Source organism: Pseudomonas sp. AP19 (assembly GCF_001728855.1).
Taxonomy (GTDB): domain Bacteria; phylum Pseudomonadota; class Gammaproteobacteria; order Pseudomonadales; family Pseudomonadaceae; genus Aquipseudomonas; species Aquipseudomonas fluorescens.
Map to the genome: position 1 here is coordinate 61,012 of NZ_LXJP01000029.1, position 26,412 is coordinate 87,423.

21 protein-coding genes and 1 other RNA gene are annotated in these 26,412 nt (G+C 58.9%); 12 read left to right on the top strand and 10 right to left on the bottom strand.

Annotated elements, in window-relative coordinates; all coding sequences use genetic code 11:
• Positions 1 to 7: 7 nt before the first annotated feature.
• The 3 genes from dnaJ to grpE form a co-directional block, all read right to left on the bottom strand.
• Positions 8 to 1,132 carry a molecular chaperone DnaJ gene (dnaJ, locus tag A7D21_RS20035; RefSeq protein WP_053258081.1) on the bottom strand — a complete coding sequence of 375 codons (1,125 nt, stop codon included), beginning with the start codon at positions 1,130 to 1,132 and terminating at the stop codon, positions 8 to 10.
• A gap of 317 nt (positions 1,133 to 1,449) precedes the next feature.
• Positions 1,450 to 3,366 (bottom strand): molecular chaperone DnaK, encoded by a 1,917-nt coding sequence (gene dnaK, locus A7D21_RS20040; protein ID WP_053258082.1) that lies wholly within the window; start codon positions 3,364 to 3,366, stop codon positions 1,450 to 1,452.
• Between the two features lie 102 nt (positions 3,367 to 3,468).
• A complete protein-coding gene (gene grpE, locus A7D21_RS20045) occupies positions 3,469 to 4,029 on the bottom strand; it encodes a nucleotide exchange factor GrpE (protein WP_053258083.1) in 561 nt (186 codons plus the stop codon).
• 253 nt (positions 4,030 to 4,282) lie between these two features.
• Between grpE and recN the strand changes: the two genes are divergently transcribed.
• Positions 4,283 to 5,956 carry a DNA repair protein RecN gene (gene recN / locus A7D21_RS20050; RefSeq protein ID WP_069552503.1) on the top strand — a complete coding sequence of 558 codons (1,674 nt, stop codon included), beginning with the start codon at positions 4,283 to 4,285 and terminating at the stop codon, positions 5,954 to 5,956.
• Positions 5,957 to 6,053: 97 nt separating this feature from the next.
• On the opposite strand, the gene fur is transcribed toward recN, so the two are convergent.
• Positions 6,054 to 6,458: a ferric iron uptake transcriptional regulator gene (fur, locus tag A7D21_RS20055; RefSeq protein WP_053258085.1), complete on the bottom strand. Its 405-nt coding sequence runs from the start codon at positions 6,456 to 6,458 to the stop codon at positions 6,054 to 6,056.
• A gap of 98 nt (positions 6,459 to 6,556) precedes the next feature.
• Here fur and A7D21_RS20060 point away from each other — a divergent pair, with 98 nt between their 5' ends.
• Positions 6,557 to 7,084 (top strand): outer membrane protein assembly factor BamE, encoded by a 528-nt coding sequence (locus A7D21_RS20060; RefSeq protein WP_069552504.1) that lies wholly within the window; start codon positions 6,557 to 6,559, stop codon positions 7,082 to 7,084.
• A 64-nt stretch (positions 7,085 to 7,148) separates the two neighbouring features.
• Here A7D21_RS20060 and A7D21_RS20065 read toward each other — a convergent pair whose 3' ends face one another.
• Positions 7,149 to 7,451 carry an RnfH family protein gene (locus A7D21_RS20065; protein ID WP_053258087.1) on the bottom strand — a complete coding sequence of 101 codons (303 nt, stop codon included), beginning with the start codon at positions 7,449 to 7,451 and terminating at the stop codon, positions 7,149 to 7,151.
• The gene (locus tag A7D21_RS20070) at positions 7,444 to 7,878 is read right to left on the bottom strand and encodes a type II toxin-antitoxin system RatA family toxin (protein ID WP_053258088.1); all 435 of its coding nucleotides are present in this window, start codon (positions 7,876 to 7,878) and stop codon (positions 7,444 to 7,446) included. Before A7D21_RS20070 ends, A7D21_RS20065 begins: the two co-directional genes overlap by 8 nt.
• A 166-nt stretch (positions 7,879 to 8,044) precedes the next feature.
• On the opposite strand from A7D21_RS20070, the gene smpB reads away from it, so the two are divergent.
• Positions 8,045 to 8,527, top strand: a complete 483-nt coding sequence (smpB, locus tag A7D21_RS20075) for an SsrA-binding protein SmpB (RefSeq protein WP_003176160.1) — start codon at positions 8,045 to 8,047, stop codon at positions 8,525 to 8,527.
• Between the two features lie 38 nt (positions 8,528 to 8,565).
• On the opposite strand, the gene A7D21_RS20080 is transcribed toward smpB, so the two are convergent.
• Positions 8,566 to 9,333 carry a GntR family transcriptional regulator gene (locus A7D21_RS20080; RefSeq protein WP_053258089.1) on the bottom strand — a complete coding sequence of 256 codons (768 nt, stop codon included), beginning with the start codon at positions 9,331 to 9,333 and terminating at the stop codon, positions 8,566 to 8,568.
• A gap of 262 nt (positions 9,334 to 9,595) precedes the next feature.
• Here A7D21_RS20080 and A7D21_RS20085 point away from each other — a divergent pair, with 262 nt between their 5' ends.
• The 6 genes from A7D21_RS20085 to A7D21_RS20110 all read left to right on the top strand — a co-directional run bounded on the left by A7D21_RS20085 (position 9,596) and on the right by A7D21_RS20110 (position 18,102).
• The gene (locus A7D21_RS20085) at positions 9,596 to 11,290 is read left to right on the top strand and encodes a lactate permease LctP family transporter (protein WP_053258090.1); all 1,695 of its coding nucleotides are present in this window, start codon (positions 9,596 to 9,598) and stop codon (positions 11,288 to 11,290) included.
• Positions 11,291 to 11,360: 70 nt separating this feature from the next.
• Positions 11,361 to 14,171 (top strand): FAD-binding and (Fe-S)-binding domain-containing protein, encoded by a 2,811-nt coding sequence (locus tag A7D21_RS20090; RefSeq protein WP_069552505.1) that lies wholly within the window; start codon positions 11,361 to 11,363, stop codon positions 14,169 to 14,171.
• Between the two features lie 136 nt (positions 14,172 to 14,307).
• The gene (locus tag A7D21_RS20095) at positions 14,308 to 14,586 is read left to right on the top strand and encodes a hypothetical protein (RefSeq protein WP_053258092.1); all 279 of its coding nucleotides are present in this window, start codon (positions 14,308 to 14,310) and stop codon (positions 14,584 to 14,586) included.
• Positions 14,587 to 14,690: 104 nt separating this feature from the next.
• Positions 14,691 to 15,087: a transfer-messenger RNA gene (ssrA, locus tag A7D21_RS20100) on the top strand.
• 427 nt (positions 15,088 to 15,514) lie between these two features.
• Positions 15,515 to 16,540, top strand: coding sequence for a hypothetical protein (locus tag A7D21_RS20105; protein ID WP_069552506.1), 1,026 nt, complete (start codon positions 15,515 to 15,517; stop codon positions 16,538 to 16,540).
• 128 nt (positions 16,541 to 16,668) lie between these two features.
• Positions 16,669 to 18,102, top strand: coding sequence for a glycosyltransferase family 39 protein (locus A7D21_RS20110; protein WP_069552507.1), 1,434 nt, complete (start codon positions 16,669 to 16,671; stop codon positions 18,100 to 18,102).
• A gap of 15 nt (positions 18,103 to 18,117) precedes the next feature.
• On the opposite strand, the gene A7D21_RS20115 is transcribed toward A7D21_RS20110, so the two are convergent.
• Positions 18,118 to 18,606: a TIGR00645 family protein gene (locus A7D21_RS20115; RefSeq protein WP_053258095.1), complete on the bottom strand. Its 489-nt coding sequence runs from the start codon at positions 18,604 to 18,606 to the stop codon at positions 18,118 to 18,120.
• Positions 18,607 to 18,768: 162 nt separating this feature from the next.
• Here A7D21_RS20115 and A7D21_RS20120 point away from each other — a divergent pair, with 162 nt between their 5' ends.
• Positions 18,769 to 20,592, top strand: coding sequence for a hypothetical protein (locus A7D21_RS20120; RefSeq protein ID WP_083272216.1), 1,824 nt, complete (start codon positions 18,769 to 18,771; stop codon positions 20,590 to 20,592).
• 3 nt (positions 20,593 to 20,595) lie between these two features.
• On the opposite strand, the gene A7D21_RS20125 is transcribed toward A7D21_RS20120, so the two are convergent.
• Positions 20,596 to 20,925 (bottom strand): hypothetical protein, encoded by a 330-nt coding sequence (locus tag A7D21_RS20125; RefSeq protein WP_069552508.1) that lies wholly within the window; start codon positions 20,923 to 20,925, stop codon positions 20,596 to 20,598.
• Between the two features lie 313 nt (positions 20,926 to 21,238).
• Positions 21,239 to 23,677, bottom strand: coding sequence for a Lon protease family protein (locus A7D21_RS20130; RefSeq protein ID WP_053258097.1), 2,439 nt, complete (start codon positions 23,675 to 23,677; stop codon positions 21,239 to 21,241).
• A 267-nt stretch (positions 23,678 to 23,944) separates the two neighbouring features.
• On the opposite strand from A7D21_RS20130, the gene A7D21_RS20135 reads away from it, so the two are divergent.
• Positions 23,945 to 24,433, top strand: coding sequence for a DUF3015 domain-containing protein (locus tag A7D21_RS20135; RefSeq protein WP_017139294.1), 489 nt, complete (start codon positions 23,945 to 23,947; stop codon positions 24,431 to 24,433).
• Positions 24,434 to 24,524: 91 nt separating this feature from the next.
• Positions 24,525 to 26,378, top strand: a complete 1,854-nt coding sequence (locus A7D21_RS20140; RefSeq protein WP_053258098.1) for a DUF4105 domain-containing protein — start codon at positions 24,525 to 24,527, stop codon at positions 26,376 to 26,378.
• The last annotated feature ends 34 nt before the right edge of the window (positions 26,379 to 26,412 follow it).

The window sequence follows — 26,412 nt, forward strand, 5'->3', positions numbered from 1 at the left end:
CACTTCCTTACAGGTCGCCGAAGAAGCGCTTCACGCCATCGAAAAAGCCCGTGGTTTTCGGTGAATGGGAGTCATCACCTTCCAACGAGCTGCGGAACTCTTCAAGCAATTCACGCTGACGACGACCCAGATTAACCGGCGTCTCCACAGCCACACGGCACATCAGGTCACCCGCACCGCCACCGCGCACCGGCGCAACGCCTTTGCCACGAATACGGAACTGCTTGCCGGTCTGCGTCCCCTCAGGAATCTTCAGCTTGACGCGACCATCAAGCGTCGGGATCTCCAGCTCACCCCCCAATGCAGCGTCGACAAAGCTGATCGGCACTTCGCAGAACAGGTGCTTGCCATCACGCTGGAAGATCGAGTGCTCGCGCACATTGATCACCACATACAGGTCGCCTGTTGGGCCACCCTGCGTACCCGCCTCACCCTCGCCCGACAGACGAATGCGATCACCTGTGTCCACACCCGCCGGCACCTTCACCGAGAGGGTCTTGTACTCTTCGACACGGCCTTCGCCGTGGCAGGAATCGCAAGGGTCAGAAATGATCTTGCCCTGGCCATGGCAACGCGGGCAGGTCTGCTGCACCGAGAAGAAGCCCTGCTGCATGCGCACCTGGCCGATACCGCCGCAGGTCGGGCAAGTGATAGGCGAGGAGCCTTTCTTGGCACCCGAACCGTCGCACGGCTTGCAATTGACCAGCGTCGGCACACGGATATTGACGGTGGTGCCGCGTACGGCCTCCTCCAGATTCAGCTCCAGGGTGTAACGCAAGTCGCTGCCACGCTGGGCACCGCCACGCTGGCCGCCACGGCCGCCACCAAAGAAGTCGCTGAACACATCACCGAAAATATCGGAGAAGTTCTGACCACCAAAACCGGCACCGCCGCCGCCCATGCTTGGGTCGACACCGGCATGGCCATACTGGTCGTAGGCCGCACGCTTGTTGGGATCAGACAGGCATTCGTAGGCCTCGTTGGCCTCTTTGAACATCTCTTCGGATTCTTTGCTATCCGGATTACGGTCCGGGTGGTGCTTCATCGCCAGGCGACGGTAAGCCTTTTTCAGGTCCGCCTCGCTGGAACCGCGCTCCACACCCAATACTTCGTAATAGTCACGCTTTGCCATAAGTCTTTGCACTCTTAAGGACGTTCGGCCAGACCCTCCTGAGCCTTGCCAAACTCGTTGAGCCCCAATACAGGCCCGGACCCAACTCACGTCAATTCAACGATCCTGGTCATTACTGCTTTCAGCCAGGGACCCGGCCAAAAACGCGGTGATTGTCGCCCGGAAAGCAGGAGCATTCCCAGTCACACCGCCAACATCCGAGCCTTGTCGCATGTTGTAAAAATTCGCATACCCCAGACACGCCAACGCGGGAGCAAGCTCCCGCGCGGCGACATCCTACCAGTCACCGCTTGATAGCGGTCAACCGGGCGACCAACTTACTTGTGGTCTTTGACTTCTTCGAACTCGGCATCGACAACGTCATCGTGCTTGGCTTCAGGCTCTGCGTGTTGCGCAGCACCTTCTGCCGGCTGGCCTTGCTCGGCGTACATTTTCTGAGCGACTGGCGCGGAGACTTTCGACAGCTCCTCAACCTTGGCTTCGATGGCAGCCTTGTCGTCGCCTTTAACAGCGGCTTCCAGGGCAACCAACGCGGCTTCGATTGCAGTTTTCTCTTCGGCGGTCACTTTATCGCCAGCTTCAGCGATCATTTTGCGCGTCGAGTGAACCAGTGCGTCACCCTGGTTACGGGCGCCGGCCAGCTCTTCAAACTTCTTGTCAGCTTCAGCATTGGTTTCAGCATCACGAATCATCTGTTGAATTTCTTCATCAGACAGACCGGAGTTGGCCTTGATGGTGATCTTCTGCTCTTTGCCGGTGGCCTTGTCTTTAGCGCCTACGTGCAGAATGCCGTTGGCATCGATGTCGAAGGTCACTTCAATTTGTGGCACGCCACGTGGTGCTGGTGGAATCTCAGCCAGGTCGAACTTGCCCAAGGACTTGTTCTGAGCGGCTTGTTTACGCTCACCTTGCAGCACGTGAATGGTCACAGCGCCCTGGTTGTCGTCGGCAGTCGAGAACACTTGCGATTTCTTGGTAGGAATCGTGGTGTTTTTCTCGATCAGCGCGGTCATCACGCCACCCATGGTTTCGATACCCAGGGTCAGCGGGCTGACGTCCAGCAGCAGCACGTCTTTCACGTCGCCGGCCAGTACCGCACCCTGGATAGCAGCACCCATGGCAACGGCTTCGTCCGGGTTCACGTCTTTACGTGCTTCTTTACCGAAGAACTCGGTGACCAGTTTCTGAACCAGCGGCATACGGGTCTGACCGCCGACCAGGATCACGTCGTTGATCGAGCCAACGTCGATGCCCGAGTCTTTCAGCGCGATGCGGCAAGGCTCGATGGTGCGTTGAACCAGGTCTTCAACCAGCGCTTCCAGCTTGGAACGCGAGATTTTCACGTTCAAGTGCTTAGGACCGGTAGCGTCTGCAGTGATGTACGGCAGGTTAACGTCGGTCGACTGAGCGGAAGACAGCTCGATCTTGGCTTTCTCGGCGGCTTCTTTCAGGCGCTGCATCGCCAGCGGGTCACCCTTGAGGTTCATGCCGCTTTCTTTCTTGAATTCGTCAACGAGGTAGTCGATCAGACGAATGTCAAAGTCTTCACCACCCAGGAAGGTGTCGCCGTTGGTGGCCAACACTTCAAACTGGTGCTCGCCGTCAACTTCAGCGATCTCGATCACGGAGACGTCAAACGTACCGCCACCCAGGTCGTAAACGATCACGGTGTGGTCGCCCTTGGCCTTGTCCATACCGTAAGCCAGCGCAGCTGCGGTCGGTTCGTTGATGATCCGTTTTACGTCCAGACCCGCGATGCGGCCGGCGTCTTTGGTCGCCTGACGCTGGCTGTCGTTGAAGTAGGCCGGAACGGTAATCACCGCTTCGGTCACTGTCTCACCGAGGTAGTCTTCGGCGGTTTTCTTCATCTTTTTCAAGATTTCAGCCGAGATTTGCGGCGGCGACATTTTCTGGCCGTTTACTTCAACCCAGGCGTCACCGTTGTCAGCCTTAGCGATTTTGTAAGGGACCATCTTGATGTCTTTCTGTACGACTTCTTCGTCGAACTTACGACCGATCAGACGCTTCACCGCATACAGGGTGTTGTGCGGATTGGTCACAGCCTGACGCTTGGCCGACTGACCGACGAGGATTTCACCGTCGTTGGCGTAAGCAATGATCGACGGCGTGGTACGCGCGCCTTCGGCGTTTTCGATAACTTTAGCAACGCCGTTTTCCAGCACGGAGACACAGGAGTTGGTAGTCCCCAGGTCGATACCGATAATTTTGCCCATGATTTACTCTCCCGAAACATGAATTTGGTTGCCGCAGCAGTGGTGGCTAACTGCGGTAGCACTTAAACGCTTGACTTATAAATGGGGGCCTTGCGGCGGATTTCAAGCCTGCTCATCAATAGAAGGTGCAACAGGTGCAGGAGCCTTGCTCACCACCACCATTGCCGGGCGCAACAAGCGACCGTTGAGCTGGTAACCCTTCTGGAACACTTTCAATACGCTGTTCGGCTCAAGGTCATGGCTTTCCTGCATGGCCATGGCTTGGTGATGCTCTGCATTGAACGGCTCGCCGCCTTGCGGATCGATGGCCTCCAACTGATAACGCTTCAGGGTGTCCTGGAACATTTTCAGGGTAAGCTCGATCCCTTCGCGCATCGGGCGGATGTTTTCGTCGGCCGGGTTGGACAACTCAAGGCCACGCTCCAGGCTGTCGATAATCGGCAGCAGGTCATTGGCGAATTTTTCCAACGCGAATTTGTGAGCCTTTTCGACATCCTGCTCGGCGCGGCGGCGGACGTTCTGCAGATCGGCAGCAACACGCAAAGACTGATCCTGCGCAGCGGCCAATTGCTCTTCGAGCACTTGCACACGAGTTGCCAGTTCATCCCCGGCAGCCGAATTGGCGTCTGGAGTTTGCGTATCCTGCGTCTGTTCGTCAGCCATAGATTTCTCCTTTCAAAATCCTGCGCGAACTGAACTCGCGCTTCTGTTCCGGTATATGGGGCCACAATTTCCAGGTTCAAGGGCTCAGGCGTTTCCAAAAGTCTTTCGTTGAGCCAGATCAATTCCTGGGCCGTCATTCCCAATTGCACTAATAAATTAACTCGACCAAGCAAATCGAGCTAAGTGACAGGATTGTCAGCCCCAAACAAAACACTGTATAAATAACCAGACCTAAAGCCTGGGAGCGGCCGTCATGCTCGTGCACCTGTCCGTACATAACTACGCCATCGTTGAACATCTGGATCTCGAACTGGATCGCGGGATGAGCGTAATCACAGGCGAAACCGGCGCCGGCAAATCGATCATGCTCGACGCCCTGGGCCTGACCCTTGGCGACCGTGCCGATAGCGGCGTGGTGCGCCCAGGCGCCGACAAGGCCGATATCCTGGCCACCTTTGACCTGGCAGACATTCCCGAAGCCGAAGCCTGGCTGGCCGAGCGCGACCTTAATAATGAAGGCCCCTGCATCCTGCGCCGAGTCATCACGGCAGAAGGACGCTCACGCGGCTACATCAATGGCACGCCCTGCCCCCTTGGCGACTTGAAAGCCCTGGGCGAGCTGCTGATCGATATCCATAGCCAGCATGAACACCAATCCCTGCTGAAAACCGACACCCATCGCCGCCTGCTCGACGAATACGCAGGCGCCACCGATCTGGCCCGACAAGTACAACTTGCCGCCCAGCGCTGGAGACAGACGCGCCAGGAGCTGGAGCGACTGTCCAACTCCGGCGACGAGCAACGCGCTCGCCACCAGTTGCTCAGCTATCAGCTCGAAGAGCTCGAAAGCCTGGGCCTGGGCGAAACCGAGCTGGAACAGCTGGAACAGGAACACAAGAACCTGACCAACGCCGAAACCCTGCTGGGTATCTGCCGGCAAGTGGTGGAGCAATGCAGCGAAAGCGATTCCGGCAACGTACTCAATGCACTGACCGCCAGCCTCAATCGCCTGTCCAGCGTGAACAATGCGTCCGGCTCGCTGAACGAAGCCACCACGTTACTGACCAGCGCACAGATCCAGGTTGAAGAAGCCGTGGGAGAGCTCAATCGCTTTCTCGACCACTTCGATGCCGACCCAGCCCGCTTGCAGGAAATAGAGGAGCGCCTGGATACCATCTACACCCTGGCACGCAAACATCGCATTCAGCCGACCGAAGTGGCGACGATGCAGCAAAAGTTGCTGGATGAAATTGAAACCCTTAACGCCAACGATGAATCCATTGAGCGACTGGGCGACGAACTCGCCTCTTTCGCCCGACATTACCAAGAGAAAGCCCGCGAGCTGAGCGACCTGCGCCGGCAAGCAGCCACAAGCCTGGCCAGCGCCGTGGAGCAGGAAATTCAGCGCCTTGGCATGCCTGGCGGGCGCTTTACCATCGAACTGCACACCAACACCAGCAATGAGCTGCAACCTCACGGCCTGGAGCAGGTGGAACTGCTGGTGAGTGCCAACCCTGGGCAGCCGCTCAAGGCACTGGCGAAAGTGGCGTCCGGTGGCGAACTGTCACGGATCAGCCTGGCCATCCAGGTGATTACCGCCCAGACATCACGAGTACCCACATTGGTATTCGATGAAGTGGACGTTGGTATTGGCGGGCCGACCGCGGAGATTGTTGGCCAATTGTTGCGCCGACTAGGGGATCGCGGCCAGGTACTCACGGTGACGCACTTGCCGCAAGTGGCTGCGCAAGGGCATCAGCATTTGTTTGTGCATAAAGTAAGAGGCAGCGATGCGACGCACACGGCGGTGTCCAAGCTGAACAAGTCGGAACGCGTAGAAGAAGTGGCGCGAATGCTGGGCGGTATCGACCTGACCAAGGAGTCCCTGGCCCACGCGAAAAAAATGGTCGTGGCTAGCAAGGCCTGAGCCGGGCTTTTTTCGCAGTTTTTCTCTCTTATAGAAAGCACGAAGGCGACCCCAGGGTCGCCTTCTATCGTTTCGCAGAACAAATCTGCGTCGATTTTTACTTTTTCTTACGGATGTACAGCACCAGATTATGGTCCACCAAATCGAACCCATGCTGCTCAGCGATGGTGTGCTGGAGCTTCTCGATTTCCGGACTGGTGAACTCGATAACCTCATTGGTATCCAGGTCAACCATGTGGTCGTGATGACCGCCGTCAGCCAATTCGAACACCGCATGACCGCCGTCGAAATTATGACGAACCACCAGCCCTGCGGCTTCAAACTGGGTCAGCACACGGTAAACCGTGGCCAGGCCAACGTCCTCGTTAGACTCCATCAGCGCCTTGTAAACATCTTCGGCACTCATGTGGCGCTGCTCAGCAGAATCGAGCATTTGTAGAATCTTGACTCGTGGCAGAGTCACTTTAAGACCGGCTTTGCGTAGTTCGCTATTTTCAACCATGGTTAGCTTTCTCGCGGATGCTGCTTCGCAGCTTCTCTTAATACGGGTATGATCGGCGTTTACGTTGTCCCAGCCAAGATAGTGGAAGTCGCCCACCGATGCAAAACACCAAGCTCTTGCTAACCAGTTTCGCCCTTGTGGGACTGCTCGCACTCGCCGGTTGTTCATTCCCCGGGGTTTACAAAATCGACATCCAGCAGGGCAATGTCGTCACGCAGGACATGATAGACCAGTTACGTCCGGGAATGACCCGACGGCAAGTACGGTTTATCATGGGCAACCCCCTGCTGACCGACACTTTTCATGCCGATCGCTGGGATTATCTCTACAGCATCCAGCCAGGTGGCGGTGAGCGCCAGCAGGAACGCGTCAGTGTCATTTTCAATGGCAATGACCAGCTTGTCAGCCTGTCCGGTGACTTCATGCCCGGCGTAAGCCGTGATGAAGCCTTGCTGGGCAAGGGCAACGGCACCAATGTGACTGCGCCCGCGCAGGAAGCAGAGAAGCCGAAATCCGAGGTGCCGGCCAAGCCAGGTTCCTTGCTGGATCAGATCCAGAAGGACGTGGACGGCGTGCAAACCGTTCCGGTCCCGACGCCACAGCCTCTGGACACCGCCCCGCAATAATTTTGCGGCGCACAACAAAAAGCCCGGCATGCCGGGCTTTTTTGTGGCCTGTCGATTGGCAGCGTTACGAACTTTGTTGCCTGGCCATCGCGGCCTTCGCCGCGCGCAGCCTGCGCACTTCCTTGGGGTCTGCCAGCAACGGCCGGTAAATCTCAATGCGATCACCCGGCTGCACAGCTTGCGCATCCGCGTCCGCAACCACCTTGCCAAAAATCCCCAAAGGACAATCAGCCACCACCAACCCCGGAAATTGCGCTGCAATTCCCGATGCCTGCACCGCCGCCCTCAGGCTGGTGCCCGCAGGCACCGTCACCGCCAACAAGACCTGGCGATCCTCGGCGGCATACACCACTTCAATCTCAACCATGCAGTTCCTTGGCCCGCTGGCAGAATGCATCCACCAGCGTGTTGGCCGCCTGGTTGAACAATGGCCCCAATGTGGCGCGCACAATTGGGCCCGCATAATCAAATGACAGGTCGAGGCTGATCTTGCAGGCCTTATCGGTCAGCGCCTTGAACACCCACACCCCGTGCAACTGGGTGAATGGCCCTTCCTGCAGATTCATTTCAATGGATTTCCCAGGCACCAACACATTGCGCGTAACAAAATGCTGGCTAAGACCGCCCTTGGCCACCCCAACACTGGCAACCATGTGCTCATCACTGTTTTCCAGCACCTCGGCGGTGGAGCACCAAGGCAGGAATTCCGGGTAACGCGCAACGTCGTTGACCAGGTCATAGAGCGCCTGCGCCGGATAAGGCAGTAAGGCCGAACGTTGAATGTGCGTCGTCATGTGAGCGTTATTTCCACTGCTGAAGCAAACATCGCGAAAAAACAGCCCGATCCGCGAGAGAAAAAAACCTAAGAACTGCCCGTATTGTCCGGGATTCGTCCAACACGCTCAAGCACGCAGGTTGACCGTAGCCGACACGCTCGCAACTCCCTATAATGCCGCCCCTATGGCTAAACAAAAGAAACACCCTACAGGGACCATCGCGCAAAATAAAAAGGCGCGACACGATTACTTCATCGAACATCGGTTCGAGGCTGGTCTGGTCCTGGCCGGCTGGGAAGTAAAGAGTCTGCGTGCCAGCAAGCTGCAACTGGTCGACAGCTACGTATTGCTCAAGGATGGCGAGGCATGGCTGCTGGGCAGCCATATCACCCCGCTGACGACCGCGAGCACCCACGTAATCGCCGACCCGGTGCGCACGCGCAAGCTATTGCTCAACGCCCGCGAACTGGAAAAACTCGCTGCCGCCGTACAGCAGAAAGGCTATGCCTGCATCTGCCTGTCCTGGTACTGGAGCAAGCACCTGGTCAAGTGCGAGATCGCGCTCGGCAAGGGCAAGAAGGAATACGACAAGCGCGACACTGAGCGCGAACGCGACTCCAACCGTGAGTTGCACCGCGCCGTGCGCAACAAGGGCAAGGAAGAGTAATCCTTGTGACACTGTAGCCTTGGGTGATTCACCCCGGGCTACATGCCTTTACGTCGCTCCGCCCGAGCCACCCGCTGAACTTCCTGACGCACCTCTTCCAACACTTCCTGCACGTACAACAGGTGACGTGTTGAGACTTCCCGCGCCTGCTCGGCACGCCCCTCGATAATTGCCAGGTACAAATCCCGATGCTGACTGATCAGCATGTCACGGGTCTCCGTACGCTGCTGGTACATGCCGCCGATGTTGGTCACCACGTTACGCTTGAGCAGATCAAACAGCCCGCGAATGGTGTGCAGCAGCACCGCGTTATGACTGGCCTCAGCGATGGCCAAGTGAAACCGCGCATCCGCCGCGCCCTCCTCCACTCGGCTGACCTCATCAACACGCGTATAGCAATCCTGTAACGCTTCAAAAGCCGACGTCAGCCGCTCGCGGTCGACTTCGGTAGCCCGCAACGCCGCGTAATAGGCACAGGACGCTTCGAGGGTTTGCCGAAATTCGAGCAGATCACGCTGAGCCTCCGGGTTATTTTCCAGCAGGTGCAGCAGCGGATCACTGAAAGTGGACCCCAGAGAGTCCGCTACATAATTACCGCCGCCCTGACGACTGACCAACAACCCCTTGGCCGCCAGCTTCTGAATCGCCTCACGCAACGACGGGCGCGACACGCCAAACTGCTCAGCCAAAGCGCGCTCGGCCGGCAAGCGCTCGCCCGACTTCAGCGTGCCCTCGAGGATCATGCCCTCAAGCTGCTCGACAATATCGTCAGACAAACGGCGCTGACGCACCTGATCAAACCCCATAACTCATTCTCCACAATCCCGACCACTCGCCGGGGCCTCTATTCTGGCCTATCGCCGCGCTTGCGGCACCTATCAGAACGCCTTCGATAAACCCGAGCAGACCACCCCGGCCACGTCGCTACGACCAAAGTTTCGTCAGCGGCAAATTGACACAGCCACGCCAACACTTTTACTCTAGCCAACAGCGGCTGTAAATTGGTCTTACCAATTATCCAAGCTGACTAAACAGTGCCTGACCAACAACAATTAGGGGCCACCCCATATGCAAACCTGGCAACAGCTCTACAGCCCGCTCGGCAGCCTCGGCCTGTCCGCACTGGCCGCCGTTATTCCGATCGTATTCTTCTTCCTCGCCCTGGCCGTGTTTCGCCTCAAAGGCCACGTCGCCGGGAGCATTACCCTGGCATTGTCGATCCTGGTGGCAATCTTCGCCTTCAAGATGCCGGTCGACATGGCGCTGGCCGCCGCCGGTTATGGTTTTGCCTACGGCCTGTGGCCGATCGCATGGATCATCGTCGCCGCGGTTTTCCTCTACAAACTGACCGTGAAGAGCGGCCAGTTTGAAATCATCCGCAGCTCGGTCCTGTCGATCACCGACGACCAGCGCCTTCAGGTGCTGCTGATCGGTTTCTGCTTTGGCGCCTTCCTTGAAGGTGCGGCCGGTTTCGGCGCCCCCGTGGCGATTACTGCCGCACTGCTGGTCGGCCTGGGCTTCAACCCGCTGTATGCCGCCGGCTTGTGCCTGATCGCCAACACCGCGCCGGTCGCCTTTGGCGCCTTGGGCATTCCAATCATCGTCGCAGGGCAAGTGACCGGTATTGATTCCTTCAAAATCGGCGCCATGGCCGGCCGCCAACTGCCTCTGCTGTCGCTGTTTGTACCGTTCTGGCTGGTGTTCATGATGGACGGCCTGCGCGGCGTTCGCGAAACCTGGCCGGCGGCTTTGGTGGCAGGCTTGAGCTTTGCCGTCACCCAATATTTCACGTCCAACTTCATCGGCCCGGAACTGCCGGACATCACCTCGGCACTCGTCAGCCTGGTAGCCCTGACCCTGTTTTTGAAAGTCTGGCAACCCAAGCGCGCCGCCGGCGCACAGATTGCTGGCGCCACCGGCAGCGCTACGGCCACCGCCAGCGTCGGCGGTTTCGGCCAGCCGCGTCAAACCATCGCTTCGCCCTACAGCCTGGGGCAAATATTCAAGGCGTGGTCGCCGTTCCTGATCCTGACCGTACTGGTCACCCTCTGGACCCTCAAGCCCTTCAAAGCGATGTTCGCTGCGGGCGGCTCGATGTACAGCTGGGTCTTCAACTTCGCGATCCCGCACCTGGATCAATTGGTCATCAAGGTCGCCCCGATTGTCGCCAACCCGACGGCGATTCCGGCGGTATTCAAGCTGGACCCGATCTCTGCAACGGGCACCGCGATTTTCTTCTCCGCGCTGATCTCGATGCTGGTGCTCAAGATCGACGTAAAAACTGGTCTGACCACTTTAAAAGAAACCTTCTACGAATTGCGCTGGCCCATCCTGTCCATCGGCATGGTGCTGGCTTTCGCCTTCGTCACTAATTACTCGGGCATGTCCTCGACCATGGCACTTGTGCTGGCCGGCACGGGTGCAGCCTTCCCATTCTTCTCGCCATTCCTCGGCTGGCTGGGGGTTTTCCTGACAGGCTCCGACACGTCGTCCAACGCCCTGTTCAGCTCGCTGCAAGCCACCACCGCCCACCAGATTGGCGTTAATGACGTGCTGCTGGTCGCCGCCAATACCAGCGGCGGCGTGACCGGCAAAATGATCTCGCCGCAATCGATCGCCGTGGCGTGCGCCGCGACCGGCCTGGTAGGTAAGGAATCCGACCTGTTCCGCTTTACCCTCAAGCACAGCCTGTTTTTCGCCACCATCGTCGGGCTGATCACCCTGGCGCAGGCCTACTGGTTCACCGGTATGCTGGTGCACTGAGACCTGCACGCAATAGGGTAAGAATCGACGCCGGAACACGGTTCCGGCGTCTGCTATTTCTGGAGGACCGATGAGCCTGCCTGCTGCTTTTCTGAGCGACGCCGCACAACTGATCCCAAAAGATCGCCGCTTCGACGATCCACTTTCCACGCTCGCCTTCGGCACCGACGCCAGTTTTTACCGACTGATCCCACAGCTGGTGATTCGCGTGGAATCGGAAGAGGAAGTGGTGGCGCTGCTGCAACTCGCCCAGCGTGACCGTGTCCCCGTGACCTTCCGCGCTGCGGGCACCAGCTTGTCCGGCCAAGCCATCAGCGATTCGGTGCTGATCGTACTGGGTGACAATTGGAACGGCCGCGAGATTCGCGCGCAAGGCACGCAGATCCGCCTGCAACCCGGCGTGATCGGCGCACAAGCCAATGCCTGGCTGGCACCGTTCGGGCGCAAGATCGGGCCGGACCCGGCGTCGATCAACGCCTGCAAAATTGGCGGCATTGTCGCCAACAATGCCAGCGGTATGTGCTGCGGCACCGCGCAAAACACCTATCACACCCTGGCAGGTATCCGCTTGGTACTGGCGGACGGCAGCCGTCTGGATACCGAAGATGCAGCCAGCGTCGCTGCATTTCGCGAACAGCACGGCGCACTGCTGGAGCGCCTGGCGAAACTGGGTCGCGAGACGCGGGCAAACGCTGAACTGGCTGCAAAAATCCGCCACAAGTACCGTCTGAAAAACACCACCGGCCTGTCACTCAATGCACTGGTGGATTTCGATGAGCCATTGGATATCCTCAGCCATCTGCTGGTGGGTTCCGAAGGCACCCTGGGCTTTATCAGCGCAGTGACATACGACACCGTCATTGATCACCCGAACAAAGCATCGGCGCTGATTGTGTTCCCGGACGTCGAGACCTGCTGCAACGCGGTGACGGTGCTCAAGACGCAACCGGTGTCGGCCGTCGAGTTGCTGGACCGGCGCAGCATGCGCTCGGTACAGGACAAACCGGGCATGCCGGCTTTCGTACAGCAGCTATCGGAAAATGCCTGCGCACTGCTGATTGAATCCCGCGCCGCTTCGCCGGCATTGCTGCATGAGCAACTGGCACTGATCATGGCGTCCCTGGCCGCATTCCCTGTGGAAAAGCAGGTCGACTTCACCGAAGACCCCGTAGAAAACGCTCGCCTGTGGGCTATCCGCAAAGACACCTTCCCGGCCGTTGGCGCGGTGCGTAAAACCGGCACCACGGTGATCATCGAAGACGTGACCTTCCCGGTCGAACAACTGGCCATCGGCGTGAACCGCTTGATCGCGCTGTTCGACAAACATCACTACGATGAAGCCATCCTTTTCGGACATGCCCTGGAAGGCAATCTGCACTTTGTGTTCACCCAAGGCTTCAATAGCAGCGAAGAAGTCGCACGCTATCAAGCGTTCATGGACGACGTCGCACAACTGGTAGCCGTGGAGTTTGGCGGCTCGCTGAAAGCCGAACACGGCACCGGCCGCAACATGGCGCCGTTCGTTGAGCTGGAGTGGGGCAGCGATGCGTATCAGTTGATGTGGCAGCTCAAACGCCTGCTCGACCCCAACGGCATTCTCAACCCCGACGTGGTGCTCAGCGAAGACCCGCAAATCCACCTCAAGCACCTCAAACCCCTGCCCGCCGCCGACGAGCTTGTGGATAAGTGCATCGAATGTGGCTTCTGCGAGCCGGTGTGCCCATCGAAAGGCCTGACCTTGAGCCCACGCCAGCGCATTGTGATCTGGCGCGACATCCAGGCGAAGAAACGTGCGGGCGTCGATACCACCGAACTGGAAGCGGCCTATCACTACCAAGGCATCGATACCTGCGCCGCCACCGGGTTATGCGCCCAACGCTGCCCCGTAGGCATCAATACCGGCGACCTGGTGAAAAAGCTTCGCGCACGCGATGCTGGCCATACGAAAACAGCCGATTGGCTCGCCAGCCATTTCGCCACGGCGATGCAAGGTGCGCGCTTCACCCTGCACGTCGCCAACGGTGCACGGATGCTCTTGGGCGCGCCGCGCCTGGCCAAGCTGTCAGCCACACTGACTCAGCTCTCCAAAGGGCAAATCCCGCAGTGGAGCAACGCCATGCCGCAGCCGGAAAAAGCCATTCGCTTCAGCCCGGCGGTGACGGACACGCGCCCGCGCGTGGTCTACCTGGCGGCCTGTGTCTCACGCGCCATGGGCCCGGCAGCAGGTGATAAAGAGCAGATGTCGCTGTACGACAAAACCCGTGGCCTGCTGGAAAAAGCCGGTTACCAAGTGGTCTTCCCCGACAACCAGGACAACCTGTGCTGCGGCCAGCCCTTCGCCTCCAAGGGCTACGCCGAACAGGCCGAGCACAAGCGTCAGGAACTGATCGGTGCCCTGCTCCACGCCAGTCGTGGCGGCCTCGACCCGATCTACTGCGACACCAGCCCCTGCACCCTGCGACTGGTACAAGACCTCGGCGAAACGCGCCTGGACCTCTACGACCCGGTGCGCTTTATCCGCACTCACTTGATGGACCGCCTCGACTTCACGCCTCAGGACGCCCCCATTGCGGTACACGTCACCTGTAGCACTCAACACCTGGGCGAGAGCCAGGCATTGATTGAACTCGCGCGGCGCTGCGCCAAAACCGTGGTAATCCCGGAAGGCATCCACTGCTGCGGATTTGCCGGCGACAAAGGCTTCACCACGCCGGAACTCAATGCCCACTCACTGCGATCGCTCAAGGACGCGGTGCAATATTGCAGCGAAGGCATCTCCACCAGCCGTACCTGCGAAATAGGATTGACCCAGCATGGCGGCATCGATTACCACGGCTTGGTGTATCTCGTGGACCGGGTCACCCAGGCCCGCGCACATTAAACCTGCAAAAAAACAGAACCCCTGCGCGCCGGCGTAGTCATCTGCATAGGCCTCGGCGAACGAGGCTCATCAGTGATGCTGCCGGCAGGCCTTGAACGCCAGCAGCGTCGAGCCCTTTTTCGCAAGGAGATACCCTATGAAGCGTTCCGCTCTTGCTGGTTTGTTCGTTACCGCTGCGATGATGGCCTCCCCTGTTTTCGCTGCAGGTGAGACTGACCTGTGCAGAATCAATCTGGACAAAATCAACAACGGCAAAGCATTGCTAGCCACCGACACCAGCGGCAAAAGCGGCGAAATCGACACCGCCGTCTCCCAAGCCAAGGCAGCCCACGCAGCCGGTGATGACAAGAAGTGCATCGAGATCACGTCCAAAGCACTGCAGGATCTGCAGAACAGCGAAAAAGGCGGTCAATAAGCGCCTCACTCGGTCGCAGCCAACCTTCGGGTTGGCCTTCCGTGACGGTTTGGCGTACACTGCACAGGCTTGTCACTCACTATGAAACAACGAGTTACAAGCACGGGGCCGTTTAGGATTCGACGCCGGTCGCGAAACTTTAGGTGCATGCCGAGTTGGTAACAGAACTCGTAAATCCACTGTTGCAACTTCTTATAGTTGCCAATGACGAAAACTACGGCCAGGAATTCGCTCTCGCTGCGTAAGCAGCCTTAGCCCTGAGCTTCTGGTACCTTCGGGTCCAGCAATCACCAGGGGATGTCTGTAAACCCAAAGTGATTGTCATATAGAACAGAATCGCCGTGCAGTACGTTGTGGACGAAGCGGCTAAAACTTACACAACTCGCCCAAAGCACCCTGCCCTTCGGGTCGCTGAGGGTTAACTTAATAGAAACGGCTACGCATGTAGTACCGACAGCGGAGTACTGGCGGACGGGGGTTCAAATCCCCCCGGCTCCACCAATTCGAAGCATCAACAAAACCCGCCTAGTGCGGGTTTTGTTGTTTCTGGAGGATGGAAAGCCCAGCCAGCGGGCCTTCGGATTGTTGCTTCAAGATGTCGCGCCATTGGTGCACTGTTCCCACGCAACCTACATGACTAACCTCCTCTCATCGCTGCAAAATCAGCGACCGGGTTTAGCCGCTCGGCTCATATCAAGGCCTGCAACGCCACCATCCGTTCAGCATCTGCTGGACTACGTTATGGCAGTGTGTGAGGGCAGCTTCGGGTGCGCTGGGTTTGTTGATTCCTGGTCTGCTAACCCGCGTACAGTTGCTACCCTGTTTCGATTAGCCGGGCGAGACACCTCACAGGCCTCGCCCGCTGGAATCCCCTCACACTTCCCATTACCCTGACCGCCTTTATCAGACAACCGGAAGTCCGATACCCGTGTTCAAGCCCTTCGCTGTCATCGCCCTCGCCTGCGCGCCCTTGCTCACCCACGCTGCCGACCTGGCAGGTGTGTGGAAAGGCACGTTGGGTAAATCCGCCATTACCGCGTGTTTTAATGGTGCCCATGGCGCCAACGGCAGTTACTACTACCAGCGCATCCTCACTCCCATCCAACTGACCCAAGCCAACGCCAGTGAACCGTGGGCCGAAGAAGGCAACACGGGTTTCTGGCAGCTGGATGAGCCGCAAGGTGACACGCTGACGGGAACCTGGAGCAAAGCCCCGGGAGGCAAAGGCCTGGCGGTGCTGCTCAAGCGGGCGGATACCGAAAGCTGCGCCAGCGACACCTATAACACGCCACTCGAGGCAGTGCCGCCGAAGGTAACGGTCGAGAAGAAGGCTTTCCGCGAGCACGCCTACCAAGTGCACACCCAGGGTGGGCAGGTCACCTTCAAGCTGGAAGGCGAAGGGCCGACTATCGAGAAGATCAACCGTGACCTCGCGCGGCTGGCGGTCAGCCCGGACGGCCAGGCCGACTTCTATCGTGAGCGGCGCAATGCACTGGACCAGAGCGGCGGCACGACCACCAGTGAGATCACGGTGGAGCCGTTTTACTGGTCCTCGCAGTGGATCACGGTGCGGTTCTATCGCTGGACGGCAGGCTATGGGCGCGGCGGCATCAGTTGGGGCCTGCACAGTTGGAACCTGCAAACCGGCGACAGCGTAGACCCGTGGACCTGGCTCGGCGGGCAGCAGGAATGGTACGACGCCTACTCCGGCCAAGTGAAGTTGCCCACCCCATTCAGCGACTGGCTCGCCAAGCAAACCACCACCGACGAAGGCTGCCCGGCGGTGACCAGCTACTCCACCTTCGACCTGAGCTTCAACACCCAAGGCCTGCAACTCTCCACGCCCGCCACGGGCGACGGCTGCGACAACGAGTTGAGCTTCACGTGGGCGCAATTGGAACCGGTGCTGACCGCGCAAGGCAAAGCGGCGCTGCCTAGCTTGAAACAGCCATGAATATCGGGCCCTGTGAGCCTTACAAAAACCGCACATTCATTCACGAAATATTAAGAATCCGTTACCTATACTAGCCGATCGCCACGGCCGTTCCCCCGAACGGCCCCTTGCCCCGGTAGCTAGAACCTATGACGCGTCCCGTTTCGCTGCTGCTCCTTCTCGTTGCGGTGTTGTTCTTCTTCGCCCTTGGCAGCCATGAGCTGCAAGGCTCCACCGAAGCCCGCGTCGCCGGGATCGCCATGGCCATGCACTTGGACAATGACTGGGTTATCCCACGCCTGTTTCGTGAGCCGTTCCTGGAAAAACCACCGCTGAGCCTTTGGTTGGATGCCGGAGCGATTCGCCTGTTCGGTGGCACAACCTGGGCGGTACGCCTGGCGTCAGCGTTTGCCGGGCTGTTCAGCGTGATGTTGTTTTACGCAATGCTGCGCAAGTTCGGGCGGCCACAGACCCTGGCGTTCTGCGCGGCGCTGATCCTCGCGACCATGGCCAGCTATTGGGGCAATGTGCGCGGCGTGGGTGAGGATTCATTGCTCAGCCTCGGTGTGACCACTGCGTTGCTGGCCTTCTACCAGGCCGTGCGGCCCGACCGTCAAGGCTCCAGTGTGTGGGCGTGGGCGTTGTTTACCGTCGGGATGGCGATCGCGACGTTGAGCAAAGGTGTACTTGGCCTGGCGATGCCGGGCATTGTGATTTTTGTGTACCTGCTCAGCACCAGCGTAATGGACAAGCGCCTGCGCATCGGCGACTGGCTCAAGCCTGGGCTGTTCACGCTGCTGGCGCTGGTGCCGCTGCTGATCTGGCTGGGGTTTCTGTTTCAGCGTGGCGGCCTGCAGGCCGTGGCCGAGGTGTTGTGGACCAACAGCGTCGGGCGCTTCAGTGGCTCGTTTGTCGAGGCCGGGCACTACGAGCCGTTCTATTACTACCTTGCAAAACTGCCCGAGGCCTTCCTGCCCTGGAACATTCTGGTGTACCTGGGCCTGTGGCACTTTCGCAAAAGCCTGGTGCGTAACCGCTACCGCCTGTTTTTCAGCGTGTGGCTGGTGGCGCAGTTCACCCTGCTGACCCTGGCGTCCAGCAAGCGCGTGGTTTACCTGATGGCACTGACACCGGCAGCTGCCGTCCTTGCCGCGGAATATGCAGGGGTGCTGCTGGAGTGGCTCAAAGCGCGTAAACCGGGGCTGTACCGTTATCACCGCGGCGTGATCAGCGGTGTGTTCACGCTGTTGATCGTCAGTTACATGACTGCCGCCTTCTGGTTTGCACCAAAAGCCGACTTGCGCGAGTCCTTCGTACCGGTGATCAGTCAGGCCAAGGCTTATCAAACCGAAGGCAAGGAGGTGGTGCTGTTCCAGCCTAACGAGCGCATCGCCGGGGCCAGCGTGTTCTATCTGCAGGGCTACTTGCCGATCCTGCAAACTGAAGCGCAGCTGCGTAGTTTTCTGACTTCCAAGCCCGGCAACATGGCGCTGCTGGACCGCCCCGAGCAACTGGCTGAGAAAGTCACCGTGATCAAGCAGATGGCGATCGGTCGCCAGCCTTACTACTTCGTAGAGCAGTAAGGCCGGCGCCGGGCATCAATGCTTGGTGAGTTTGTCCAGGTAACCCATGGCGAACGCCGAGATCACGAAGGTCATGTGGATGATCACGTACCACATCAAATGCTGCGGATCGACGTTCTTGGCGTCCATGAAGATGCGCAGCAGGTGAATGGACGAAATCGCCACGATGGAGGCTGCCACCTTCATCTTCAGTGACGAGGAGTCCATGGTGCCCAGCCAGTTGAGCTTTTCCTTATCCTCATCGATATCCAGCTGCGAGACGAAGTTCTCGTAGCCGGAGATCATCACCATCACCAGCAAGCCACCGACCAGCGCCATGTCGATCAACGACAGCAGCAGCAGGATCACTTCCGACTCCAACATGGTGAAGATGTTAGGCAGCACGTGGATGATTTCCTGGAAGAACTTCAGCGCCAGGATCAACAAGCCCAGGGAAAGCCCCAGATAGATCGGCGCCAACAGCCAACGCGAGGCGTACATAGCATTTTCAATAAAGCGTTCCATCGGTTCTCACACAGCATGGCTAAAAATGGCGCCGAGTATACCAGCCGCTAACAAACCCCTGTAACCACGAGAAAACTGACCTGAGCGGCATCTGTAAGAGAATTTTTCTGCTAGTGTCGAGTCCATTAACTCGGCTCGATGATGTCGGACAGGAAGATTCAGATGATGGATGTGCGATCCCCTTTGGCCACGATCGGCCTGTGTGCGGCGTTGCTGATGGCCGGCGGCTGCTCTCCCAAAGAAGAGCAGAAGCAGGTGACCCTCGAAGAAAAAACCGCGAAGTTCGAACAGTCGCTCGACACCATTCAAGACCCCAAACTCAGAGATGCCATTGCCGACCTCGGCGGCTCGCTGCTGTTGCTGGAACGGGCGCGCGTCAAACTCGCCAACAAGCCCATCGAAGCCGAATACGGCGAAGACACCCTGGCCTTGCTCAAGCATTACCCCACGCCCCAAGCCTTGGTGGACACCTACATCAATGGCCTGTTCGTGCTGCGCAAAGCCTCGCATTCCGACTACCTGACGGATTTGCAGCCGGTGTTCCCATTCAACTTCAACACCCCGGACCAGTTCCCCTTCCCCCATGGCCTGGAATGGCAGTCGGTGACCTTGAGCAACAATAAAGTCATCCCGTTTCAGCCGGAATGGTCGGAAACCGACCCAGGCATCCAACTGAGCCCGAGCAGCTCCAACCTGACCAACCCCGATGACCTGACCGTGACTTACCCGTTCATCGAGGGTATCGAGACCGACAACAAGAGCCAGCCGCAGCCAGTCAGCCTCAAGGGCGCGGTTGAGGTGATTGCGCCCGGCAAGGTGCTGACATTCGAGTTGTCGAAAAAAGATGTGGGCCACACACGCACCGAGGGCAATATCACCCTCAACCTGCTGCTGCTTGAGAAAAACTACGCCGAGATCGAACTGACCAACAGCGAGCCACTGGCACCGGAGGTCGGTGACGAATCGCCGAACCCCTTACTGGTACAGGCGCGTGACAGTAGCGGGCAATTTCTGACCCGCTCGGGCTCCATCAACGAGAATGCCGCGCAAGTAGCGTTCTACGAGAAACAACTGGCCGAGATGCAAAAGCAAACGGTCTGGTCGGATGCCTTTGAAAAGCACCTGACGGACGAGCAGAAAGCCTTTGAGCACAAACAAAGCAGCCACTACGCCAAGGTGTATTTCAATGGCTTGATCGACACCCTGCAGGTCGATGTACTGGACTTCTCCAAGGCCACGCTCACGCGCAAGGACCTCGACCTGCCGGTGATGCGTTTCGACAAGAACAGCCTGCAAAAGACCGTGCAAGCCTTGCCGATGCCGGTCACGGTGTACGACGACAGCGCCGCCAGTTGGCTAAAAGACGCCGCGATGACCGAGGAGCAGCTGAAAAAAAGCGTGACGATCAGCCAGTCGACCGAAGACGCGAGTGCCGCGAAAATCGTGTTTGACCACCCGTTCACGTTCAATGACGACCTGGTCGGCGCTGATCGCAACAGCGGCGAGTCGCCGATTACCTTCTTCACCGCGGATGAAAAAGGCGAACGCGGCGAGCCCATCGAACTGCCGACCGAGGCCTTCGAGCTGAATGCAGGAAGCGGCACGCTGACTTACGATCTCACCCTGTTCCCGGAAAACCCCGCCTTCGTAGTCGGCTCGATACCGTTGTTTCTGGCCACGATCGAAAAAGCCACGATTGACGTGGGCAAACTGCCTAAAGGCCTGTCGCTGAAAGACAACGCGCTGATTGTCGATCAAAAAGAATTCCCCGCCGACAGCTGGCGTTTCTACGCCAAGGACGCCAGCGGCCACTACCTCAAGGAAATTCTCGGTGTGAGCCACCGCGCCGAGGAGTACGGCACGGCACTCTTTGACGTGTTTTATTTCTATGGCCAGCCGACGACGCTGGAAAGTTACCAGCGCACTGACCTGAGTACCGTGCAATACGGTTTCGAAGTGAAGCTGGACAAGCCCGAGGGCAAATAGTGTTCAGTGATGGGTATCACTGAGCGTCTGGCCTCGCCCACCATTGAGTTGTCGCAGATGTGCCTGCAGGTGCAGGCACCAGATCTGCGGGTCATCGGCCAGCGCATAACCGTGCAGGGTCAGGCTTTCAACAATTGACTGCAGAATGGTTTCTGCCACGAAGGGCCCGTGAAACGGGCCTTGGGACTTGATGGTGGAGGGCTGTTCGCCGGTCATGCCAGCGGCAAACAACAACGTCCACATCCCGTTATCCCCCGCGAGAGGGCGAATGGAGCATTCGATACGGGTAACCAGGCCCAAACATTGGCGGGTAAGGCAAAGGTTGCGCGACATGGCGGCGACCCTCGGTAGATCGGTGTTCAACCTCGCGCCTGGCGAAGCTGTCTCTATCCAGCGACTCCTGTAGATATCCCTTACGCTCAGAATAGAAGAAAACCAGTACAAACCAAGGCTGTAGGGACCAACGGGCGTTGGCCCCTGAGAGGCAAGTCAATTTAGTGGCGAATTCACCGCCGTTTCCAAATACTCCGCTGATCCAATGTGGGAGCGGGCTTGCTCGCGAATGCTGTCGGTCAGACACATTGTTAATGACTGATCCACCGCCTTCGCGAGCAAGCCCGCTCCCACACTGACCGCGTCACGACAATCAGCTCGGCTTGGCTTCCGCCAACGCCTGCTGCGCCAGCTCCTTCTCCGCTTCCTTCAAGTCGTCCTCGCTGATCATCTCGGCAATCGCGCGCAAACGCTCCACCACACGCGCATTCACCGTGCCTTCAGGGAATTGCCCCTCCTCGTCCGGCTCACCGGCCGGCTCACCGACCAACAAGCTCAGCGCCTCATCGGCCTGACGCACGGCATAGATGTGGAACTGCCCGTTGCGCACGGCCTGCAACACCTTCTCGTCGAGCATCAAGGTGGCGACGTTGGCTTGCGGAATGATCGCGCCCTGCTCGCCGGTCAACCCGCGCGCTTCGCAGAGGCGGAAGAAGCCTTCGATCTTCTCGTTGACCCCACCCACCGCCTGCACTTCACCGAATTGGTTGATCGAGCCGGTAATCGCAAAGCACTGCTTGAGCGGCGTTTTCGACAACGCCGAGATCAAGGTGCACGCCTCGCCCAACGAGGCACTGTCGCCGTCCACGTACCCGTAGGACTGCTCCAGCGCGATACTGGCCGAGATCGCCAGCGGGAATTCCTGGGCATAACGGCTGCCCAGGTAACCGGTAAGGATCATCACGCCTTTGGAGTGAATCGGCTGACCGAGGTTAACCTCGCGCTCGATGTCGACGATGCCACTGCCGCCCGGGTACACCGTGGCGGAAATCCGCGCCGGCACGCCGAAGGCCGAATCGCCGACTTCCAGCACCGTCAGCCCGTTGCATTTGCCCACGGCCGCACCGGCGGTGTCGATCAGGATGACCCCAGCGAGCATGTCGTCGAGAATCCGCGCCGACACACGCCCGGTACGCGTGGCCTTGGCCTTGAGCGCCCGCTCGATATGCCCGGCATCGGTCATCTCATCACCCGCCAGGTGGCGAATGAAATCCGCCTCGCTCACCAGCTGGAACAAATCGCCGATACGCGCCGACAAACGCCCCTGGTGTTCGGCCAGGCGTGCGCTGTAGGTCGCCAGACGCGCCACGGCGTCCGACGTCAGCGGCGCCATGCCTTCTTCCGAGGTGCGGGTTTTGAGCAACTGGGCGAACTGCTCCAGGCTCTCGTCGACCATCGGAATGTCTTCGTCGAAATCCACCAGGACGCGGAACATCTCCTGGAAGTCCGGATCGGCATCCTGCAACGCGTAGTAGAGCTGGCGCGAACCAATGATGATGACCTTGACCTGCAACGGAATCATTTGCGGGTTGAGGGTCACGGTGGCCAGGCGGCCGAGCTCGCCCAGTGGCGATTCCATCTTCAGCTTGCGCGACTGCAGGGAACGCTTGAGGGCGTCCCACACAAACGGTTCGCTGAGCATTTTCTCGGCTTCCAGAATCAGGAAACCGCCATTGGCACGGTGCAGAGCACCCGGACGCAACTGGCGATAGGTGGTGTAGAGCGCGCCCTGGTCGGTGCTGTATTCGATACGGCCAAACAGGTTGTCGTAGGTCGGGTGCGGCTCAAACACTACCGGCGCACCGCCGTTGACCGAGTGGCCGACCACCAGGCTCGGGCAATACTGCTCTTCGAGCAGCTTGCGGGCCTGGGCGTCGGTCTTGGCGTCGTCCACCAGTTGCTCGACCACGGTTTTGAGCAGGTACACCTGCATGGCTTGCAGATAACCGCAAACACCGGCGTTTTCCGCGTACTTTTCCGACAGAGGCGCCAGCAAAGGTTGCAGGGCCAGGGTGATGGTTTCTTCGTTGAACTGACGCAGTTGGTTATTCGACTCACGCTTCCACTGCGGCAGGCTGGCCAGTTCTTCGTTAAGGCGTTCTTCCAGTTCGGAAATATCCGTGTGGAAACGCTCGCGATCAGCCTCCGGCAGTTGCGAAAACTCCGCTTCGTCCAGCGCCTTGCCGTCGAGCATCGGGGTGAAGGCAATGTTGGAGCTGTCGCGGTAGAGCGCCACGTCCTTTTCCAGGGCCAGGCGTTCGATCACATCCAACGCCTTGTCGTAGCGCTGGTTGAAGGCGCGGTCGATGGCGCTTTTGCGCTGTTGATAGGTCGGGTGTTCGAAAACGGCCGGGAACGTCGCGACCAGGTTGTCGACCAACCCATTGATATCGGCAATGAACGCCGCCGCAGCGCCGCCCGGCAATTCCAGGGCGCGCGGTTCGCGCGGCTCATCAAAATTATTCACATAGACCCAGTCCGCCGGGGTCTGCAGGCGTTTGCCTTCGGCCTTCAGGTAGCGTTTGACGAACGAAAAGCGGCCGGTACCCGGCTCACCCATGACAAACACGTTGTAACCGGGGCGTGGCATGGCCACGCCGAACTGCAAGGCTTCAACCGCACGTTCCTGGCCAAGCACACCGCGAAAGGGCTCCAAATCATTAGTGGTCGAGAAGCTGAACTGTTCAGCGGAGAAAGGGCGAGTCAGCGCTTCGGGCGCTAGACGCAAGCTGGCAGCAACAGGATCAGGCATCGGGCTTCCTTACATCAGGCGGGGCAGATGAGCGCATTCTGGCTCCCGGTTGCGCGCTCTGGCAAGGCGAGCCTTTGGGAAAGCCTGGACACGGGAGGCCTCCTACAAAAAAATCGCGACAACTCGGTTTGTTTTATAAAAAATAACGGAACCCTAGGAACGTGCCTAAACTCCAAATTGCGCGGGTTGGACTAATAACTGGCCCCTAGGGCGCTGCGAAGCGCCTGAACCCTTGTCCATTGGTTTGCACACAAAGAGAACAAAGCTATGAAACGGATCCTTCTTGGTACTCTCTTCACCGTTGTCTCCCTCAATGCAATGGCTGAATCTCCAGGTGGCCCGAACTGCGGTTGGGGCAACATGTTGTTCGAAGGCCAGCGCGGTACTCCAGCCCACTTCCTCGCTTCCACCACCAACGGCACCTCCGGTAACGCCACCTTCGGCATGACCTCGGGCACCAACGGTTGCAGCACCAACAGCGCCCTGACCTACGGCGGCAAGTCCTGGATTGCCATGAATGGCATGATGAACGAGCTCTCCGAAGACATGGCCAAGGGCAACGGCGAAGCGCTGACCACCTATGCCGTGGTACTGGGCGTTGCGCCTGAAGATCGCGAGCACTTTGCTGCCGTGACCCACGAGCACTTCCAGCAAATCTTCAGCAAAGCTGACGTGACCGCTGACGACGTGCACAACAACACCCTGGCTGTACTGAAAAGCGATACCCGCCTGGCCAAATACGCTACCCAGGCTTAAGCTCGACCGGCCCGCGTCTTTCGAGGCGCGGGTTTTACTTTTGGACCCGCCTCCCCTTTGGGTCTCACTTTTCCCGACTTAAGTTGCCCCTATGCTCAAACGCCTTGCCTGGTTGGCACTCTTCGCCTGCGCCCCGCTATACGCGGCCCCGCATATTGATGATCAACGTTTGCAGCAATTGGCCAACGATCCGTTCTGGCTGTCTTTGGGCCATTACGAAGCCGGCAAGCTCAAAGGCTGGCGCAGCTATGTCAGCGACAAGAAATTCTTCCTCGCCCCCGACGGTGCCCACCACCCGGACGCCGAGCTCAAGGCCACCGTTGAAGCGCTGTATGCTCCGGCAAGCCTGGGTGAAAAACATGCGCAGTGCGTTTACCCGGCACGTACCCGCTGGCTGAAGGAACAGTTGCACCTCACCGATCTGCCCGCACTGGAGTGCAAAGAATTCACCCAATGGTTCAAGGACGTCGCGCCCCACAGCGCGGTGATGATCTTCCCGGCGGCCTACCTCAACAGCCCGTCGTCTATGTTCGGCCACACGCTGCTGCGCATCGACCAGGCTGACGTGCAGAGCAACAACACCGCCCTGCTCAGCTATGCGATCAACTTCGGCGCCTACATCGAAGGCTCCGACAACAGCATTCTCTATGCCTGGAAAGGCCTGATGGGCGGCTATCCCGGCCTGTTTGCGCTGGTGCCGTACCAAGAAAAGCTCTCGGAATACCGTAGCCTCGAAAACCGCGACCTGTGGGAATACCGCCTCAACCTGACCCAGCTCGAGACAGAGCGCATGGTCCGGCACGTGTGGGAGCTCAAGCAGATCCAGTTCGACTACTTCTTCTTCGACGAAAACTGCTCCTACCGCCTGCTGGAACTGCTCCAGGTGGCCCGCCCAAGCCTGCGCCTGACCGAGCAATTCCCGTTGACGGCGATCCCGACCGACACCGTTAAGGCGGTAAAAGAAGCCGGTTTGGTGGAGAAGATTGACTACCGCCCGTCCCGTGAGCGCGAGCTGCTCGAACGCGCCAAACCGCTGGATGGCGACGAGCAACAATGGGTACTGAAAGTCAGCGATGACCAGAAGCAATTGCAGGAGCCGGCCTTCAAAGCCCTGCCCCGCGATCGCCAGGCGCTAATCATCGACGCCGCCTATCGCTTGGGTCGCTACCGCGCCAACGGCCTGGAGCGCGACACCGAACGCTCCCAACGCAGCTTCGAACTGCTGCGTGCGATCAACCAGAACCCCGCGCCCGACCTCAACATCGCGCGCCCGGGCCTGCCCGAAGATGGCCATGAATCACGCACCTGGCAAGCCGGCATCGGCACCCGTGGCAGCAAAACCTTCGGTGAATACGGCCTGCGCATGGCCTACCACGACCTTAACGACAACGCCGAAGGCTTCCCCTTGGGCGCGCAGATTGAAATCCTGCAAATGAAGCTGCGCCAGTACGAAGGCAACCACTGGCAGGTGCAGCAACTGGACCTGGCGACCATCCGCTCGCTGACCCCGCGCAACGCGCTGTTGCAGCCGTGGTCATGGCAAGTGACCGGAGGCCTGGAGCGCGTGCCGGGTAAACACGACGACCAAACCCTGGTCTCTCACGTTAACGGCGGCGCTGGCGGCACCTGGCAACTGAGCGACGACATGCTCGGCTTCGCCCTCGGCACGGTGCGCGTGGAACACAATAATGACTTCAGCGAAGCCATCTCCCCGGCAGCCGGGTTTAACACGGGCCTGCTGTGGAAAAACCCGCTGGGCAATTTGAGCCTGGAAGCCAAAGGCGATTTCTTCACCAATGGTGAAGTGCGCCGCAGTGTGAGCCTGAACCAGCAGTGGGAATTGTCGCGCAACCTCGGGTTACGCCTGAGCGCCCAACGCGAGTACAGCCACCTTTCCACGCCAGTGAATGAAGTGATGCTTGAAGTGAAGTGGTACCACTACTGATCTGTAAGCCCCGGCGATGACCCGATGTGGGAGC

What these genes read in the sequence shown, in the direction of transcription:
- A7D21_RS20120 (WP_083272216.1), top strand. Translation starts at nt 18,769, where the DNA reads ATGATGGATGTGCGATCCCCTTTGGCCACGATCGGCCTGTGTGCGGCG.
- A7D21_RS20090 (WP_069552505.1), top strand. Translation starts at nt 11,361, where the DNA reads ATGAGCCTGCCTGCTGCTTTTCTGAGCGACGCCGCACAACTGATCCCA.
- grpE (WP_053258083.1), bottom strand. Translation starts at nt 4,029, where the DNA reads ATGGCTGACGAACAGACGCAGGATACGCAAACTCCAGACGCCAATTCG.
- A7D21_RS20135 (WP_017139294.1), top strand. Translation starts at nt 23,945, where the DNA reads ATGAAACGGATCCTTCTTGGTACTCTCTTCACCGTTGTCTCCCTCAAT.
- A7D21_RS20065 (WP_053258087.1), bottom strand. Translation starts at nt 7,451, where the DNA reads ATGGTTGAGATTGAAGTGGTGTATGCCGCCGAGGATCGCCAGGTCTTG.
- recN (WP_069552503.1), top strand. Translation starts at nt 4,283, where the DNA reads ATGCTCGTGCACCTGTCCGTACATAACTACGCCATCGTTGAACATCTG.
- A7D21_RS20095 (WP_053258092.1), top strand. Translation starts at nt 14,308, where the DNA reads ATGAAGCGTTCCGCTCTTGCTGGTTTGTTCGTTACCGCTGCGATGATG.
- dnaK (WP_053258082.1), bottom strand. Translation starts at nt 3,366, where the DNA reads ATGGGCAAAATTATCGGTATCGACCTGGGGACTACCAACTCCTGTGTC.
- smpB (WP_003176160.1), top strand. Translation starts at nt 8,045, where the DNA reads ATGGCTAAACAAAAGAAACACCCTACAGGGACCATCGCGCAAAATAAA.
- A7D21_RS20140 (WP_053258098.1), top strand. Translation starts at nt 24,525, where the DNA reads ATGCTCAAACGCCTTGCCTGGTTGGCACTCTTCGCCTGCGCCCCGCTA.
- fur (WP_053258085.1), bottom strand. Translation starts at nt 6,458, where the DNA reads ATGGTTGAAAATAGCGAACTACGCAAAGCCGGTCTTAAAGTGACTCTG.
- A7D21_RS20130 (WP_053258097.1), bottom strand. Translation starts at nt 23,677, where the DNA reads ATGCCTGATCCTGTTGCTGCCAGCTTGCGTCTAGCGCCCGAAGCGCTG.
- A7D21_RS20125 (WP_069552508.1), bottom strand. Translation starts at nt 20,925, where the DNA reads ATGTCGCGCAACCTTTGCCTTACCCGCCAATGTTTGGGCCTGGTTACC.
- A7D21_RS20070 (WP_053258088.1), bottom strand. Translation starts at nt 7,878, where the DNA reads ATGACGACGCACATTCAACGTTCGGCCTTACTGCCTTATCCGGCGCAG.
- A7D21_RS20085 (WP_053258090.1), top strand. Translation starts at nt 9,596, where the DNA reads ATGCAAACCTGGCAACAGCTCTACAGCCCGCTCGGCAGCCTCGGCCTG.
- A7D21_RS20060 (WP_069552504.1), top strand. Translation starts at nt 6,557, where the DNA reads ATGCAAAACACCAAGCTCTTGCTAACCAGTTTCGCCCTTGTGGGACTG.
- dnaJ (WP_053258081.1), bottom strand. Translation starts at nt 1,132, where the DNA reads ATGGCAAAGCGTGACTATTACGAAGTATTGGGTGTGGAGCGCGGTTCC.
- A7D21_RS20080 (WP_053258089.1), bottom strand. Translation starts at nt 9,333, where the DNA reads ATGGGGTTTGATCAGGTGCGTCAGCGCCGTTTGTCTGACGATATTGTC.
- A7D21_RS20115 (WP_053258095.1), bottom strand. Translation starts at nt 18,606, where the DNA reads ATGGAACGCTTTATTGAAAATGCTATGTACGCCTCGCGTTGGCTGTTG.
- A7D21_RS20110 (WP_069552507.1), top strand. Translation starts at nt 16,669, where the DNA reads ATGACGCGTCCCGTTTCGCTGCTGCTCCTTCTCGTTGCGGTGTTGTTC.